Origin of the sequence: Streptomyces sp. NPDC056948 (genome assembly GCF_042674225.1) — a bacterium.
In the GTDB taxonomy this organism is placed as follows: Bacteria; Actinomycetota; Actinomycetes; order Streptomycetales; family Streptomycetaceae; genus Streptomyces; species Streptomyces purpurascens.
Genome location: NZ_JBHUQX010000075.1, coordinates 12,051 through 28,067 on the forward strand (window position 1 = coordinate 12,051; position 16,017 = coordinate 28,067).

13 protein-coding genes are annotated in these 16,017 nt (G+C 72.0%); 11 read left to right on the plus strand and 2 right to left on the minus strand.

The window, feature by feature from the left end; translation table 11 throughout:
* Positions 1-36 precede the first annotated feature (36 nt).
* The 8 genes from ACFTZL_RS12605 to ACFTZL_RS12640 are packed head-to-tail and all read left to right on the plus strand — an operon-like array spanning position 37 to position 10,082.
* Positions 37-837, plus strand: coding sequence for a TIGR03084 family metal-binding protein (locus tag ACFTZL_RS12605; RefSeq protein ID WP_382580877.1), 801 nt, complete (start codon positions 37-39; stop codon positions 835-837).
* On the plus strand, positions 834-2,501 hold the full coding sequence (locus ACFTZL_RS12610) for an acyclic terpene utilization AtuA family protein (protein ID WP_382580879.1): 1,668 nt from the start codon (positions 834-836) through the stop codon (positions 2,499-2,501). Before ACFTZL_RS12605 ends, ACFTZL_RS12610 begins: the two co-directional genes overlap by 4 nt.
* Positions 2,498-4,096 (plus strand): acyl-CoA carboxylase subunit beta, encoded by a 1,599-nt coding sequence (locus ACFTZL_RS12615; protein ID WP_382580881.1) that lies wholly within the window; start codon positions 2,498-2,500, stop codon positions 4,094-4,096. Before ACFTZL_RS12610 ends, ACFTZL_RS12615 begins: the two co-directional genes overlap by 4 nt.
* An 8-nt stretch (positions 4,097-4,104) precedes the next feature.
* Positions 4,105-5,961: a biotin carboxylase N-terminal domain-containing protein gene (locus ACFTZL_RS12620; RefSeq protein ID WP_382580900.1), complete on the plus strand. Its 1,857-nt coding sequence runs from the start codon at positions 4,105-4,107 to the stop codon at positions 5,959-5,961.
* 56 nt (positions 5,962-6,017) lie between these two features.
* The gene (locus tag ACFTZL_RS12625) at positions 6,018-7,145 is read left to right on the plus strand and encodes an acyl-CoA dehydrogenase family protein (RefSeq protein WP_382580883.1); all 1,128 of its coding nucleotides are present in this window, start codon (positions 6,018-6,020) and stop codon (positions 7,143-7,145) included.
* 35 nt (positions 7,146-7,180) lie between these two features.
* On the plus strand, positions 7,181-8,749 hold the full coding sequence (locus tag ACFTZL_RS12630; protein ID WP_382580885.1) for a 4-coumarate--CoA ligase family protein: 1,569 nt from the start codon (positions 7,181-7,183) through the stop codon (positions 8,747-8,749).
* Complete coding sequence (locus tag ACFTZL_RS12635) at positions 8,746-9,483, plus strand: enoyl-CoA hydratase family protein (protein ID WP_382580887.1); 738 nt, start codon at positions 8,746-8,748, stop codon at positions 9,481-9,483. The genes ACFTZL_RS12630 and ACFTZL_RS12635 overlap by 4 nt, the downstream gene beginning before the upstream one ends.
* Complete coding sequence (locus ACFTZL_RS12640; RefSeq protein ID WP_261680858.1) at positions 9,471-10,082, plus strand: TetR/AcrR family transcriptional regulator; 612 nt, start codon at positions 9,471-9,473, stop codon at positions 10,080-10,082. The genes ACFTZL_RS12635 and ACFTZL_RS12640 overlap by 13 nt, the downstream gene beginning before the upstream one ends.
* A 64-nt stretch (positions 10,083-10,146) precedes the next feature.
* Here the strand turns inward: ACFTZL_RS12640 and pdxH are convergent, their stop codons facing one another.
* The gene (gene pdxH, locus ACFTZL_RS12645) at positions 10,147-10,815 is read right to left on the minus strand and encodes a pyridoxamine 5'-phosphate oxidase (protein ID WP_382580889.1); all 669 of its coding nucleotides are present in this window, start codon (positions 10,813-10,815) and stop codon (positions 10,147-10,149) included.
* Positions 10,816-11,099: 284 nt separating this feature from the next.
* Here pdxH and ACFTZL_RS12650 point away from each other — a divergent pair, with 284 nt between their 5' ends.
* Entirely contained in the window at positions 11,100-12,200 is a 1,101-nt protein-coding gene (locus tag ACFTZL_RS12650) for a citrate synthase 2 (protein ID WP_382580891.1), read from the plus strand.
* Positions 12,201-12,596: 396 nt separating this feature from the next.
* Positions 12,597-14,057 (plus strand): PAS domain-containing protein, encoded by a 1,461-nt coding sequence (locus ACFTZL_RS12655; RefSeq protein ID WP_382580893.1) that lies wholly within the window; start codon positions 12,597-12,599, stop codon positions 14,055-14,057.
* 24 nt (positions 14,058-14,081) lie between these two features.
* Here ACFTZL_RS12655 and ACFTZL_RS12660 read toward each other — a convergent pair whose 3' ends face one another.
* Positions 14,082-14,837, minus strand: coding sequence for an SIS domain-containing protein (locus ACFTZL_RS12660; RefSeq protein WP_382580895.1), 756 nt, complete (start codon positions 14,835-14,837; stop codon positions 14,082-14,084).
* 281 nt (positions 14,838-15,118) lie between these two features.
* Between ACFTZL_RS12660 and ACFTZL_RS12665 the strand changes: the two genes are divergently transcribed.
* Positions 15,119-15,811, plus strand: coding sequence for a metal-dependent transcriptional regulator (locus ACFTZL_RS12665; RefSeq protein ID WP_382580897.1), 693 nt, complete (start codon positions 15,119-15,121; stop codon positions 15,809-15,811).
* Positions 15,812-16,017: the final 206 nt, after the last annotated feature.

Genomic DNA, 16,017 nt, shown 5'->3' on the forward strand with positions numbered 1-16,017 from the left:
ACCACCCCGCACACCGCCGTGCCCCAGGGAGCGCCCGTGTCCGATCCGACGTCCGTGATCGACGACCTGCGCGAGGAGAGCGAGGAACTCGACCGCCTCGTGGCCGGGTCGAGCTCGCCGCCCTGGGCGCTCGCGACCCCCGCCCCCGGCTGGACCGTCGCCCACCAGATCGCCCACCTCGCCTGGACCGACCGCTCGGCCCTGCTCGCCGTCACGGACGCCGACGGCTTCCGCGCCCTGGTCGAGAAGGCCCTCGCGGCACCGGGTTCCTTCGTCGACGAGGGCGCCGAGGAGGGCGCCGTACTCCCGCCCGCCGAACTGCTCGCGCGCTGGCGCGAGGGCCGTACGGCACTGGAGCAGGCGCTGCGGGCCGCCCCGCCCAAGGCGCGCTTCCCCTGGTACGGCCCACCCATGTCGGCCGCCTCCATGGCGACGGCCCGTCTTATGGAGACCTGGGCCCATGGACTGGACGTGGCCGACGCCCTGGGTGTGGTGAGCCCACCCACCGACAGGCTGCGGCATGTGGCCTGGCTCGGGGTACGGACCCGGGACTTCGCCTACGGCGCGCACGGGCTGACTCCGCCGGCCGACCCCTTCCGCGTCGAACTCCACGCACCGTCCGGCGACTTGTGGGCGTACGGCCCCGAGGACGCCCCGCAACGCGTCACCGGCCCCGCCCTCGACTTCTGCCTCCTGGTCACCCAGCGCGCCCACCGCACCGACCTCGCCCTGCGCGCCGAAGGCCCCGACGCCGACCGCTGGCTGGACCTCGCGCAGGCCTTCGCGGGACCGCCGGGCAGCGGACGCCCGCCGAAGCCGAAGGGGGAAGCCGGGTGACCCTGCGCATCGGCAACGCCTCCGGCTTCTACGGCGACCGCTTCGACGCCCTGCGCGAGATGCTCACCGGCGGTGAACTGGACGTCCTCACCGGTGACTACCTCGCCGAACTGACGATGCTGATCCTCGGCCGGGACCGGCTGAAGGACCCGGCCGCCGGGTACGCCCGCACATTCCTGCGGCAGTTGGAGGACTGCCTGGGGATCGCCCACGAGCGGGGCGTCAGGATCGTCACCAACGCCGGCGGGCTCAACCCGGCCGGACTCGCGGACGCCGTACGGCACTTGGCCGACCGGCTCGGCATCCCCGTACGCGTCGCCCATGTCGAGGGCGACGACCTCACCGCCGCCCACCCCGGCAGCCTCGCCGCCCACGCCTACCTCGGCGGGTTCGGCATCGCGGCGTGTCTGCGGGAGGGCGCGGACATCGTCGTCACGGGGCGGGTGACGGACGCGGCCCTCGTCACCGGGCCCGCCGCCGCCCACTTCGGGTGGAGGGAAACGGACTACGACCGGCTCGCGGGGGCCGTCGTCGCCGGGCACGTCCTGGAGTGCGGGGCGCAGGCCACCGGCGGCAACTACGCCTTCTTCCGGGACGGCGACGTCCGCCGCCCCGGCTTCCCGCTCGCCGAGCTCCATGAGGACGGCGGCTGCGTCATCACCAAGCACCCCGGCACCGGCGGCTTCGTCGACGTCGGCACGGTCACCGCCCAGTTGCTGTACGAGACGGCCGGCGCCCGGTATGCGGGGCCCGACGTCACCACCCGGCTGGACACCGTACGGCTCCGCCAGGACGGGCCCGACCGGGTGCGGATCGACGGCGTGCGCGGAGAGGCGCCCCCGCCCACCCTCAAGGTCGGGCTCAACAAGCTCGGCGGCTTCCGCAACGAGGTCGTCTTCGTGCTCACCGGCCTCGACATCGAGGCCAAGGCCGCCCTCGTGCGGGAGCAGTTGGAGCCCGCCCTGGGCAAGGCCGCCGACGTGCGCTGGGAGCTGGCCCGCACCGACCGGCCCGACGCTCCGAGCGAAGAGATGGCGAGCGCGTTGCTCCGGCTCGTCGTACGGGACCCGGACCAGGAGACCGTCGGGCGGGCCCTGAGCGGGGCGGCCGTGGAGCTGGCCCTCGCCAGTTACCCCGGCTTCCATGTGCTGGCACCACCGGGGAAGGGCTCGCCGTATGGGGTCTTCGAGGATGTGTACGTCCCCCATGGTGGAGTCGACCATGTGGCGGTCCTCCATGACGGGCGCCGAGTCCCCGTGCCACCGGCCCACGACACCGCCGTACTCGACGATGTACCGGAGCCGCCCCTGCCGGAGCCGCCGGAATCCGGGCCCACCCGGCACGCCCCCCTCGGCCTCGTCGCGGGCGCCCGCAGCGGTGACAAGGGCGGCAACGCCAACGTCGGTGTGTGGGCCCGCACGGACGACGCCTGGCGGTGGCTCGCACACGAGCTGACGACCGACAGATTCCAGCAGTTGATCCCCGAGAGCCGCGGGCTGAACGTCACCCGGCACCTGCTGCCCCGGCTCCGCGCCCTCAACTTCGTCGTCGAGGGCATCCTCGGCGCGGGCGTCGCAGCCCAGCACCGCTTCGACCCGCAGGCCAAGGCCCTCGGCGAATGGCTGCGCTCCCGCCACCTGGACATACCGGAGGCCCTGCTGTGACCGTCCTGACCTCCGCGCTCGACCCCACGAGCCCCGACCACCGGGACAACCGCGAGGCGATGCTCGCCAAGCTGGACGAGCTGACCGCCGAGCACGCCAAGGCCCTCGCGGGCGGCGGCGAGAAGTACCTGGCGCGGCATCGCAAACGCGGCAAACTCCTCGCCCGCGAGCGCATCGAGCTGCTCCTCGACCCGGACACCCCGTTCCTGGAGCTGTCCCCGCTGGCCGCCTGGGGCAGCGACTACACCGTCGGCGCCTCCCTCGTCACCGGCATCGGTGTCGTCGAGGGAGTGGAGTGCCTGATCACCGCCAACGACCCGACCGTGCGCGGGGGAGCGAGCAACCCCTGGTCGCTGAAGAAGGCCCTGCGCGCGAACGACATCGCCCTCGCCAACCGGCTGCCCTGCATCAGCCTGGTGGAGTCCGGGGGAGCCGATCTGCCGTCCCAGAAGGAGATCTTCATCCCCGGGGGCGCCATCTTCCGGGACCTGACACGGCTGTCCGCCGCCGGGATCCCGACCCTCGCGGTCGTCTTCGGCAACTCCACCGCCGGCGGCGCCTACATCCCTGGCATGTCCGACCACGTGATCATGGTCAAGGAGCGGGCGAAGGTGTTCCTCGGCGGCCCGCCGCTGGTGAAGATGGCCACGGGCGAGGAGAGCGACGACGAGTCCCTGGGCGGCGCCGAGATGCACGCGCGCATGTCCGGCCTCGCCGACTACTTCGCCGTCGACGAGCCCGACGCGCTCCGCCAGGCCCGGCGCGTGGTCGCCCGCCTCAACCACCGCAAGGCGTACGACGATCCGGGCCCGGCCGAGCCTCCCAAGTACGCCGCCGACGAACTCCTGGGCATCGTCCCCGGCGACCTGAAGAGCCCCTTCGACCCGCGCGAGGTCATCGCCCGCATCGTCGACGCCTCCGACTTCGACGAGTTCAAGCCGCTCTACGGCACGAGCCTGACCACCGGCTGGGCCGCCCTGCACGGCTATCCGGTCGGCGTCCTGGCGAACGCCCAGGGCGTGCTGTTCAGCGAGGAGTCCCAGAAGGCCGCCCAGTTCATCCAGCTCGCCAACCAGCGCGACATCCCGCTGCTCTTCCTGCACAACACCACCGGCTACATGGTCGGCAAGGAGTACGAGCAGGGCGGCATCATCAAACACGGCGCGATGATGATCAACGCCGTCAGCAACTCGAAGGTCCCGCATCTGTCGGTGCTGCTGGGCGCCTCCTACGGCGCCGGCCACTACGGGATGTGCGGACGGGCCTACGACCCCCGCTTCCTCTTCGCCTGGCCCAGCGCCAAGTCGGCCGTCATGGGCCCCCAGCAGCTCGCGGGCGTGCTCTCCATCGTCGCCCGGCAGTCGGCCGCGGCGAAGGGACAGCCCTACGACGAGGAGGCGGACGCGGCGCTGCGCGCCATGGTGGAGCAGCAGATCGAGTCCGAGTCGCTGCCGATGTTCCTGTCCGGGCGGCTGTACGACGACGGCGTCATCGACCCGCGCGACACCCGCACCGTCCTCGGCCTGTGCCTGTCCGCCTTGCACACCGCCCCCTACGAGGGCGCGCGCGGCGGCTTCGGCGTCTTCCGGATGTGAGGCTGATGATGATCACTTCTGTACTGGTGGCGAACCGCGGCGAGATCGCCTGCCGTGTCTTCCGCACCTGCCGCGAGCTGGGCATCCGCACCATCGCCGTCCACTCGGACGCGGACGAGGGCGCCCTCCACGCGCGCGTGGCCGACGCGAGCGTACGACTTCCGGGGGAGGCACCCGCCGACACCTATCTGCGCGGCGACCTCATCGTGAAGGCCGCCGTCGCGGCCGGAGCGGACGCCGTGCACCCCGGATACGGCTTCCTCTCCGAGAACGCCGACTTCGCCCGGGCCGTCCAGGACGCGGGCCTGATCTGGATCGGCCCGCCGCCCGGGGCCATCGAGGCGATGGCGTCCAAGACCCGCGCCAAGCAGCTCATGGGCATCCAGCCCCTCACCCACGTCACCGAAGCCGACCTGCCCGTGCTGGTGAAGGCGGCGGCGGGCGGCGGCGGACGCGGCATGCGCGTCGTACGGCACCTGGCGGACCTGGACGCCGAACTGGCCTCCGCACGCGCCGAAGCCGCGAGCGCCTTCGGCGACGGCGAGGTCTTCGTCGAGCCGTACGTGGAGAACGGCCGCCACGTCGAGGTCCAGATCCTCGCCGACACCCACGGCACGGTCCTGCCGCTCGGCACCCGCGACTGCTCCCTCCAGCGCCGCCACCAGAAGGTCGTAGAAGAGGCCCCGGCACCCGGACTCCCCGAGGAACTCCGGCAGGAACTGAGCACCCTCGCCGTACGGGCCGCCCGAGCCGTCGACTACGTGGGCGCCGGCACGGTCGAGTTCCTCGTGGCCGACGGCAGGGCGCACTTCCTGGAGATGAACACCCGCCTCCAGGTCGAACACCCCGTGACGGAAGCCGTGTTCGGCCTCGACCTGGTCGCCCAACAGCTCCGGATCGCCGAAGGCCACCCCCTCGACAGCGACCCGCCACGCGCGCGTGGCCACGCCGTCGAGGCCCGCCTGTACGCCGAGGACCCCTCCCGCGACTGGGCCCCGCAGACCGGCCGCCTGCACCGCCTGTCCGTACCGGAAGGCGTCCGCCTGGACACCGGCTACACCGACGGCGACGACATCGGCGTCCACTACGACCCCATGCTCGCCAAGGTCGTGGCACACGCCCCCACGCGCGCGGAGGCCGTCCGCAAGCTCGCCTCCGCCCTGGAACGGGCCGTGATCCACGGCCCCGTCACCAACCGCGCCCTCCTGGTCCGCTCCCTGCGCCACCCCGAGTTCACCGCGGCCCGCATGGACACCGGCTTCTACGACCGCCACGTGCCGGAACTGACCGCCCCCGCCACCGACCCGCACGCCCCGCTCGCCGCGGCCCTCGCCGACGCCCACACCGGCTCCGGCTCCGGCTCCCGCTTCGGCGGCTGGCGCAACGTCCCTTCACAGCCGCAGGTCAAGCGCTACGGGATGGCGGGCGGGGAACACGAGGTCCACTACCGGCACACCCGCACGGGCCTGGAGACGGACGGGGTGAGCGTCGTGCACGCCGACGCCGGTCTGGTCATCCTCGAAGTGGACGGCGTACGGCGAAGGTTCGAGGTGTCCCGCTACGGCGACCAGCTCTACGTCAACACCACCGCCCTGACGGCCCTGCCCCGCTTCCCCGACCCGACGGCCCAGCACGCCCCGGGCTCCCTCCTGGCCCCCATGCCCGGCACGGTCGTCCGAGTGGCCGACGGCCTCACCGCAGGAACGCCCGTCAAGGCAGGCGACCCCCTCCTCTGGCTGGAGGCGATGAAGATGCAGCACAAGATCACGGCCCCGGTCACAGGAACGCTGAGCGAGCTGCACGCCGTGCCCGGACAACAGGTGGAGCCGGGCGCACTCCTGGCAGTGGTGAAAGAAGCCTTCTAGGGGCGCGGGGAACTGCGCGACAAGCCACGACGCTCCCGCACCCGAAAGGACTCCTCATGGACACCGAAGACCACAAGTCCCTACGAGAAGCCGTCTCCGCCCTGGGCAAACGCCACGGCCGCGGATCCGACCCCACACAACTCTGGTCCGAAGCCGCCAAACTCGGCTACATAGGCGTCAACCTCCCCGAGGCATACGGAGGCGGAGGCGGCGGCATCACCGAACTCTCCCTCGTCCTCGAAGAGCTCGGCGCCGCAGGCTGCCCCCTCCTCATGATGGTCGTCTCCCCGGCCATCTGCGGCACAGTGATCGCCCGCTTCGGCACAGACGCCCAGAAACAAACGTGGCTCCCCGCCCTCGCGGACGGCTCCCGCCTCATGGCCTTCGGCATCACCGAACCCGACGCCGGCTCCAACAGCCACCGCATCACCACCACCGCCCGCCGCGACCAGGACACCGGAGACTGGATCCTCACCGGCCGCAAGGTCTTCATCTCCGGCGTCGACATCGCGGACGCGACCCTCATCGTCGGCCGCACCGAAGACGCCCGCACCGGCAGTCTCAAGCCCTGCCTGTTCATCGTCCCGCGCGACACCCCCGGGTTCGGCCGCCGCCCCATCGACATGGAACTCAACGCCGCCGAGAAGCAGTTCGAGCTGACCCTCGACGACGTACGGCTGCCCGCCGACGCCCTCGTCGGCGACGAGGACGCGGGCCTGCTGCAACTCTTCGCCGGCCTCAACCCCGAGCGCGTCATGACGGCCGCCTTCGCGATCGGCATGGGCCGCTACGCGCTCGCGCGAGCCGTCGAGTACGCCCGCGACCGACAGGTCTGGAAGACCCCCATCGGCGCCCACCAGGCCATCGCCCACCCCCTGGCCCAGGCGCACATCGAGCTCGAACTCGCCCGCCTGATGATGCAGAAGGCCGCCGAGCTGTACGACGCGGGCGACGACACGGGCGCCGGAGAGGCCGCCAACATGGCGAAGTACGCGGCCGGGGAGGCCTGTGTGAAGGCCGTGGACCAGGCCGTGCACACCCTCGGCGGCAACGGCCTCACCCGCGAGTACGGCCTGGCGCAGCTGATAACGGCCGCGCGCGTGGCTCGTATCGCACCGGTGAGCCGGGAGATGATTCTCAACTACGTCTCCCACCAGACCCTGGGCCTGCCCAAGTCGTACTGAGACGGCCTAAGACGGCCCGCGCGCGAGGAGGAACCATGTTCCGCAGCGAGTACGCAGACGTCCCGCTCGTCGACCTGCCCATCCACGAGGCGGTCCTCGCCAGGGCCGCGGAGTTCGGCGGCATCCCGGCGCTGATCGACGGCACCGACGGCACCACCCTCTCCTACGAGCAGGTGGACCGCTTCCACCGGCGCGTCGCAGCCGGGCTCGCCGAGGCCGGGGTGCGCAAGGGCGACGTCCTCGCCCTGCACAGCCCCAACACCATCGCCTTCCCCACCGCCTTCTACGCCGCCACGCGCGCGGGAGCCACCGTCACCACCGTGCACCCGCTCGCCACCGCCCAGGAGTTCGCCAAGCAGCTCACGGACTCGGCGGCCCGCTGGATCATCACCGTCTCACCGCTGCTCGACATCGCGCGCCGGGCCGCCGAACTCGCGGGCGGCGTACGCGAGATCTTCGTGTGCGACAGCGCCACCGGCCACCGGTCCCTGATCGACATGCTGGCCTCCGCCGCCCCCGAGCCGGTGATCGACATCGACCCCGCCGAGGACGTGGCGGCCCTCCCGTACTCCTCCGGGACCACCGGCACACCCAAGGGCGTACTGCTCACCCACCGGCAGATCGCCACCAACCTCGCCCAGCTCGACGGGGCGATACCCGCGGGCCCCGGCGACCGCATCCTCGCCGTCCTGCCGTTCTTCCACATCTACGGCCTCACGGCCCTGATGAACGCGCCCCTCAGAAAGGGCGCCACCGTCGTCGTCCTGCCCCGCTTCGACCTGGAACAGTTCCTCGCGGCCATCCAGAACCACCGCATCACCGGCCTCTACGTGGCCCCGCCGATCGTCCTGGCCCTCGCCAAGCACCCGGCCGTCGCGCAGTACGACCTGTCGTCCCTGAAGTACATCCTCAGCGCCGCCGCACCCCTGGACGCCCGCCTCGCCGCCGCCTGCTCCGAGCGGCTCGGCCTGCCGCCCGTCGGCCAGGCCTACGGCATGACGGAACTGTCGCCCGGCACCCATGTCGTCCCCCTGGACGCGATGCGCGACGCGCCGCCCGGAACCGTCGGCAAGCTCATCGCCGGCACCGAGATGCGCATCGTCTCCCTGGGCGACCCCGGCAAGGACCTCCCCGCCGGCGAGTCCGGCGAGATCCTCATCCGCGGCCCCCAGGTCATGAAGGGCTACCTCGACCGCCCCGACGCCACCGCCGCGATGATCGACCCCGACGGCTGGCTGCACACCGGAGACGTCGGCCACGTGGACGACGACGGCTGGCTCTTCGTCGTCGACCGCGTCAAGGAACTCATCAAGTACAAGGGCTTCCAGGTGGCCCCCGCCGAACTGGAGGCACTCCTCCTCACCCACCCGGGCATCGCCGACGCCGCCGTCATCGGCAGGTACAACGACGACGGCAACGAGGTCCCGCACGCGTACGTGGTCCGCCAGCCGGCCGCCGCCGACCTCTCGGAGGCGGAGATCATGATGTTCGTCGCCGAACGCGTCGCCCCGTACAAGCGGATCCGGCACGTCACCTTCGTCGTCGGCGTCCCCCGCGCGGCCTCCGGCAAGATCCTCCGCCGACAGCTCAGGGAGCGCACATGAGCCGCCTCGTCACCCGCACGCGCGCGCGTGCGGTCGAGACCCTCACCCTCGACTCACCGCACAACCGCAACGCCCTGTCGGCGGCCCTGGTCGCCGAACTGGCCGACGCCCTCACCGACGCCGGCAAGGACACCGACGTCCGCGCCGTCGTCCTCACCCACACCGGCAACACGTTCAGCGCCGGCGCCGACCTCAAGGACCCCTCGCCCCCGGACGCACTCGTCGCCCTGCTGCGGCAGATCATCGAACTGCCCAAGCCGGTCGTCGCCCGCGTCACCGGCCACGTCCGCGCGGGCGGCCTCGGCCTGCTGGCCGCCTGCGACATCGCGGCCGCCTCCACCGACGCCACCTTCGCCTTCACGGAGGTCCGCATCGGCGTCGCCCCCGCGGTCATCTCCCTGCCCCTGCTCCCACGCACCGACCCGCGCGCCCTGGCCCGCTACTACCTCACCGGCGAACGCTTCGACGCGGCGGAGGCACAGCGCACAGGCCTGCTCACCACACACGCCGACGAGGTCGACGGGGCCCTCGCCCCCATCCTGGAAGGCCTGCGCAAGTCATCCCCCGACGCCCTGACCGAGACGAAACGGCTGCTCACGGCTAGGGTGCTGGAAACCTTCGACCGGGACGCGGCCGACCTGACCGCGCTCTCGGCCCGGCTGTTCTCCTCCCCGCACGCCCGCGAGGGGATGACGGCCTTCCTCGAACGACGGGATGCGGCATGGGTGGTGTGAGCACGGTCGACCGTGCGGAGAGAGTCCCCAAGCAGGACCGCAGCCGGGCCACCCGGCAGCGGCTCCTGGAAGCCGCCGTGGCCTGCCTCGCCGAACACGGCTGGGCCGGCTCCACCGTCTCCGTCGTCGCCGAACGCGCCGGCGTCTCCCGCGGCGCCGCCCAGCACCACTTCCCGACCCGCGAGGACCTCTTCACGGCAGCCGTCGAGTACGTCGCCGAGGAACGCTCGACGGCCCTGCGCGCCCTGTTCCCCGAGGGCGCGTCCGGAGACCGCCACGCGGTCGTCGCCGCCCTCGTCGACCTCTACACCGGCCCCCTCTTCCGCGCCGCCCTCCACCTCTGGGTCGCCGCCTCCAACGAGGACCAGCTCCGCCCCCGCGTCACCGAACTCGAATCCCGCGTAGGCCGCGAGACCCACCGCATAGCGGTCGACCTCCTCGCCGCCGACGAATCCGTCCCCGGCGTCCGCGAAACGGTCCAGGGCCTCCTCGACATGGCCCGAGGCCTGGGCCTCGCCAACCTCCTCACCGACGACACGCCCCGCCGGGAACGGGTGGTGGCGCAGTGGGCGGGCCTGCTGGAGGAGACGCTGGGCTGAGGGGGCTGTCAGGGGCGGGGGCCTTCAGGGAGGCGGGGGCCTTCAGGGACTTCGCCGAGGTTCCTCAGGGGCTGAGCCGCTCCACCCGCCAGCTCCCGTCCGGCTGCTCGACGTAGCGCAACCGGTCGTGCAGCCGGTTCTCGCGGCCCTGCCAGAACTCCACCGCCTGCGGGGCCACCCGGAAGCCGCCCCAGTTCGGCGGTACGGGCACCTGCTCGCCCTCCGGATAGCGGGCGGCCAGCTCGGCGTACGCGCCGTCGATGTCGGCACGGGTGGAGATCACGGAGGACTGGGCACTGGCCCACGCACCGAGCTGTGAGCCGTGCGGCCGGGTCCGGAAGTACGCCGCCGTCTCGTCCCGCCCGGTGCGCCGCGCGACACCGGTGACGAGGACCTGCCGAGCCATCGGATGCCAGGGGAAGAGCAGCGAGACGTACGGGTTCTCCGCCAGGTCGCGGGCCTTGCGGGAGTCGTAGTTCGTGTAGAAGACGAAGCCCTGCTCGTCGAAGTGCTTCAGCAGAACGGTACGGGCGCTGACCCGCCCCTCGGCGTCGGCCGTCGAGACGACCATGGCGTTCGGCTCGAACAGCCCGCCGTCCGTCGCGGCCTGCTTGAACCAGCGCGCGAACTGCTCGACGGGGGTGGCGGCCAGCTCGGTCTCGGAGAGCCCCTCGGCCCGGTACTGCTTGCGCATCGAGGCCAGATCGAAGGGGACGGCGTCGCGGTCGGTCACCCGGTCATCTTGCCGTATGGACGGTGTCCTTCGTCACTGAGTGGCACTGAGTGCCGTGAACCCTCCCCAACGGTGGCACTCGGGGATATCGTTCTGATGCCGTTCGGGTTGGGTGACCGCCAGCCGCACGGGGCATCACAGGGGAGACCGGCCAGGACCGCGAGTCGCCGCAACGACCGTGGATCCACCGGACGGCCGCCCGCTTCGCAAGCTGACTGACACATGGTTCACACGTCTCACCCCACCAGACACCATCTGTCACTTACATCACGAGGAGCCGCCTGATGTCCGACTTCGTACCCGGGCTCGAGGGAGTAGTCGCGTTCGAGACGGAGATCGCCGAACCGGATAAGGAGGGCGGCGCACTCCGGTACCGGGGCGTCGACATCGAGGACCTCGTCGGCCATGTCTCCTTCGGCAACGTCTGGGGCCTGCTCGTCGACGGCGCCTTCAATCCGGGCCTGCCGCCCGCCGAGCCGTTCCCCATTCCGGTCCACTCCGGTGACATCCGCGTCGACGTCCAGTCGGCCCTGGCCATGCTGGCCCCCGTGTGGGGCCTCAAGCCGCTTCTCGACATCGACGAGGAGCAGGCCCGCGCCGACCTGGCCCGCGCCGCCGTCATGGCCCTCTCCTACGTCGCCCAGTCGGCCCGCGGCCAGGGCCTGCCCATGGTCCCGCAGCGTGAGATCGACAAGGCCCAGTCCGTCGTCGAGCGCTTCATGATCCGCTGGCGCGGCGAGCCGGACCCCAAGCACGTGGCGGCGGTGGACGCGTACTGGACGAGCGCGGCCGAGCACGGCATGAACGCGTCCACGTTCACGGCCCGCGTGATCGCCTCGACGGGCGCGGACGTGGCGGCGGCCCTCTCCGGCGCCGTGGGAGCCATGTCCGGCCCGCTGCACGGCGGCGCCCCCTCCCGAGTCCTCGGCATGATCGAGGAGATCGAGCGCACGGGCGACGCCGAGGCCTACGTGAAACAGGCCCTCGACAAGGGCGAGCGCCTCATGGGCTTCGGCCACCGCGTCTACCGCGCCGAGGACCCTCGCGCCCGAGTCCTGCGCCGCACCGCCCGCGAACTCGGCGCCCCCCGCTTCGAGGTCGCCGAGGCCCTGGAGAAGGCGGCCCTCGCGGAACTCCACGCCCGCCGCCCCGACCGCGTCCTCGCGACGAACGTCGAGTTCTGGGCGGCCATCGTCCTGGACTTCGCCGAGGTCCCGGCGCACATGTTCACGTCCATGTTCACCTGTGCCCGCACGGCCGGCTGGTCCGCCCACATCCTCGAACAGAAGCGCACGGGCCGCCTGGTCCGCCCCTCGGCCCGCTACGTCGGCCCGGGCACCCGCGACCCTCGCGAGATCGAGGGCTACGGGGACATCGCCCACTGAGTCAGTCAACGCAGACGACCCGCGAGCCTGGTCCTCCAAAGGAGGGCCGGCCGGACGTACCGGCGGCTCGCGGGTCGGGTGACTGCTGGAGATTGGGCCGGCTGCGCGCTTCGCTCACGCGCTGGTCCGGCACCGCACTGTGTGTGGTGTCGGGCCGCTAGCCCGCAGCCACCTCACGCGTCCGGTTCTCATACATCTGCCGAACCACCTCCCTTCTCGTGTACCTGGAACCCTAAGAAACCGATCGGCCTCGGATCAACCGTTTTTCTGAGACCTTGACTCCGGGCCGCGCCGGAGGGGCGGGGTTCGTCGGCGGATGACGTGGGGAATGCCCTCGTACAACGATTCCTTCAATGTTGCGGGAACACGGTGTGCGCTGGGTCACGTTCCAGTTGAATGATTGCAAGTAGCGAACCGACGTGCGGTACGTGCGGACGCAGCCTGCAGGGGGTCCAGGTGAGTGCTTCCCGGCGTAGTGGGACCACCGACGAGCTGGGGCCCGACGAGCCCGAGCGAGACAATTCGGATGGTTCGGATCTGCTTGCCGCGTTGCTGGACGGGATGGACGCGGCACTGTGTGCTTTCGACGCCGACGGTGTCGTGACGCACTGGAACCGCGAGGCCGAGCGGATTCTCGGGTGGAGTGCGGACGAGGCTGTGGGGCGGCGGGGCCTGGCCGGATGGGCCGTGCGCAGCGCGGACGCCGAGGAGGTCGAGAGCCGGCTGCTGTCCGCGATGCACGCCCCGGGCCGGCAGGTGCACGAGTTCGCGTTGCTGACGAAGGACGGCGGGCGGGTGCTCGTACGGACCCAGTCGGCGGCCGTGCGAGGGACTGACGGGAAGCCTGCGGGCGTGTACTGCGCCTTCAGCGAGGTGCACGCGCAGATCGATCTGGAGCGGTCGATCGCGTTGAGCGAGGCGTTGTTCGAGGACGCCAGCTGGGGCGTCGTGCTCGTGGATGTCGACCTGCGGCCGGCCGTGGTGAACGCGCACGCGGCCAAGGCGCTGGGCACGGGTCGTACGTCCGTGCTCGGCCGCCCGCTCGGGGATCTGCTGTCGCAGGGCGTGGAGGAGCTGGAGAGCGCGCTGCAGCATGTGCTGGCGGAGGGCGCGCCGCCCGCGCCCGCCGAGGTGTGGGTGGGGGTGCGCCTGCCGGAGGGGGAGCGGCGGCGGTGCTGGCGCAGCGGCTTCGTGCGGCTGGCCTCGCCGCTGGCGGAGGAGCCGGTTCCGCTGGGTGTGGGGTGGCTGTTCCAGGACGTGACGGAGGCCAAGCAGAGCGAGCAGGAGGCGTCGCTGCTGCGGTTCCGTACGCAGCAGCTCCACCGGGCCTCGCGGGCCGCCGCCGAGTGCGAGGACCCGGCGGAGGCGGCGACGGTCCACCTGGACTTCGCCCTGGCCGGGTTCGCCGACCACGCGTTGATCGACCGGGTGTCGGGCGGCGCGCTCGTCGACACGCAGACCGAGGGGCCGATACGGCTGGTGCGGGTCGCCGCCACTCCCTCCGGCGCGCCGGGGCCGAGCAAGCTCTCGGGCCACGCGGGGCTGCCCGCGCGGTACGCGGAGGGGCATCCGGCTCTGCAGTGCGTGGAGCGGGTCGGCGCGCTGCGGGCGAGTGCGAGGGCCGCGTCGCCCGAGGAGGCCCGGTTGTGGGCCCAGGCCAGGCAGTGGCCGCCGGACGCGGTGCACGCCCTGTGCGCGGTGCTGCGCAGCCGGGGGCGGACGCTGGGTGTGGTGACGTTCCTGCGAGGGGCGGGGCGCAGCGCGTTCGAGCGGTCCGACGCGATGTACGCGGAGGACGTGGCGGTACGGATCGCGGCGTCACTGGATCTCGCGGGGTTGTCCGACGAGACGGTGTGAGCCGGCGCGCGTCCCACCGTCGCCTCAGTGCCGGTAGAAGATCCGGTCCTGGTACTGCTCCATGACGCGGCTGTTCCAGTCGTGCCCGCCGTCGACGTTCCCGGAGCGCAGGAGCGGGGGCTCCAGGCCGCGGTCGGCGAGGGTGGCGGCCGTGGTGGCCATGACGGCCTGGAGGAGGGCCGAGGTGACGACCGTGGAGGCGGGGGCGAAGGGGGCGGGGACGTTGTCGAGGGTGAGTTCGGCGTCGCCGACCGCGATCTTCGTGTCGAGGACGAGGTCGCAGTGGTCCTTCAGGTACGTCCCCGAGGTGTGCCGGGACTTGGTCTCCGAGGCGTAGGCGACCGAGGTCACGCCGATGACCCGTACGCCCAGGGCGCGGGCGGTCATGGCCATTTCCACGGGGAGGGCGTTGCGTCCCGACAGGGAGATGATCAGCAGGGTGTCGCCCGCGCGGAGCGGGGAGCTGTCCAGGACGGCGCTCGCGAGGCCGTCGACGCGTTCCAGGGCGGAGCCGAGCGGTGCGGGCCTGACGTCGACGCCGACGACGCCCGGCACGGCGAGCAGGTTCATGAGGGCGAGGCCGCCGGCGCGGTAGACGAGGTCCTGCGCGGCGAGGGAGGAGTGGCCGGCGCCGAAGGCGAAGAGGCGGCCTCCGTTCTCGACGGTGTCGGCGAGGAGCGTGCCGGCGGCCGTGATGCTGTCGGCCTCCTCGTCGCGGACCCGCCGCAGCAGGTCGATCGCGGCGTCGAGGAACTGGCCGGCCGGCGCGCGGTCGCTCATACGGGGTCCCTTCAGGATGGCCTCGGTGGGCGCATGTCGCGCATCACGGTGCGGTCTGGACCAGTGCGGTGTCAATAAGGTCGTGAGGGCCGGGTCCGGGGCGCTCCGCGGTGCTCCGGGGGCCTCGAAGGAGGACTTCGTACCCTTCCGCCGGGCCGCGTAATCCCCTGCTTTCCCTCCCGCGGCACGGTTGTCGGTGGTATCCGGCAGAATTGGGTGCAGGGCCAGCGCACGCGCCGGTGAGCCGTCCAGCCTCCGGCAGATCTCATCAAGGGGCACGTATGTCCGGACTGATCGACACCACGGAGATGTATCTCCGCACCATCCTCGAGCTGGAGGAAGAGGGTGTGGTCCCCATGCGCGCCCGTATCGCCGAGCGGCTGGACCAGAGCGGGCCGACCGTCAGCCAGACCGTGGCGCGGATGGAGCGCGACGGTCTGGTGTCCGTCGCCAGCGACCGGCACCTGGAGCTCACCGACGAGGGCCGCCGTCTCGCCACGCGCGTGATGCGCAAGCACCGGCTCGCCGAGTGTCTGCTCGTCGACGTGATCGGGCTGGAGTGGGAGCAGGTCCACGCCGAGGCGTGCCGCTGGGAGCACGTGATGAGCGAGGCCGTGGAGCGCCGCGTGCTGGAGCTGCTGCGGCACCCGACGGAGTCGCCGTACGGCAACCCGATCCCGGGTCTGGAGGAGCTCGGCGAGAAGGACGGCGCCGACCCGTTCCTGGACGAGGGGATGGTGTCGCTGGCCAGTCTGGACCCGGGTGCCGAGGGCAAGACGGTCGTGGTGCGCCGGATCGGCGAGCCGATCCAGACGGACGCCCAGCTGATGTACACGCTGCGGCGGGCGGGCGTGCAGCCCGGCTCGGTGGTGAGCGTGACCGAGTCGGCGGGCGGTGTGCTGGTGGGCAGCGGGGGCGAGGCGGCCGAGCTGGAGTCGGAGATCGCCTCTCACGTGTTCGTCGCCAAGCCCTGAACCCGGCCGGGGCGGCCGCGCCGGTGGTGTTGGCGTGATCCCGTCGTATCCAGGATTCAGTCCGTCGAATGGCAGCGCTCGTCCGCTTCCCGTGCGACGCTGTCGCGTGAGGCATATGACCTGAGGGCTCTTGGCCGTGGCCCGACAGCGATGTCGCCCGGCCGGGGAGGGGGCGGGAGGATGTGCCGTGGAGATGTGGAGGGCCC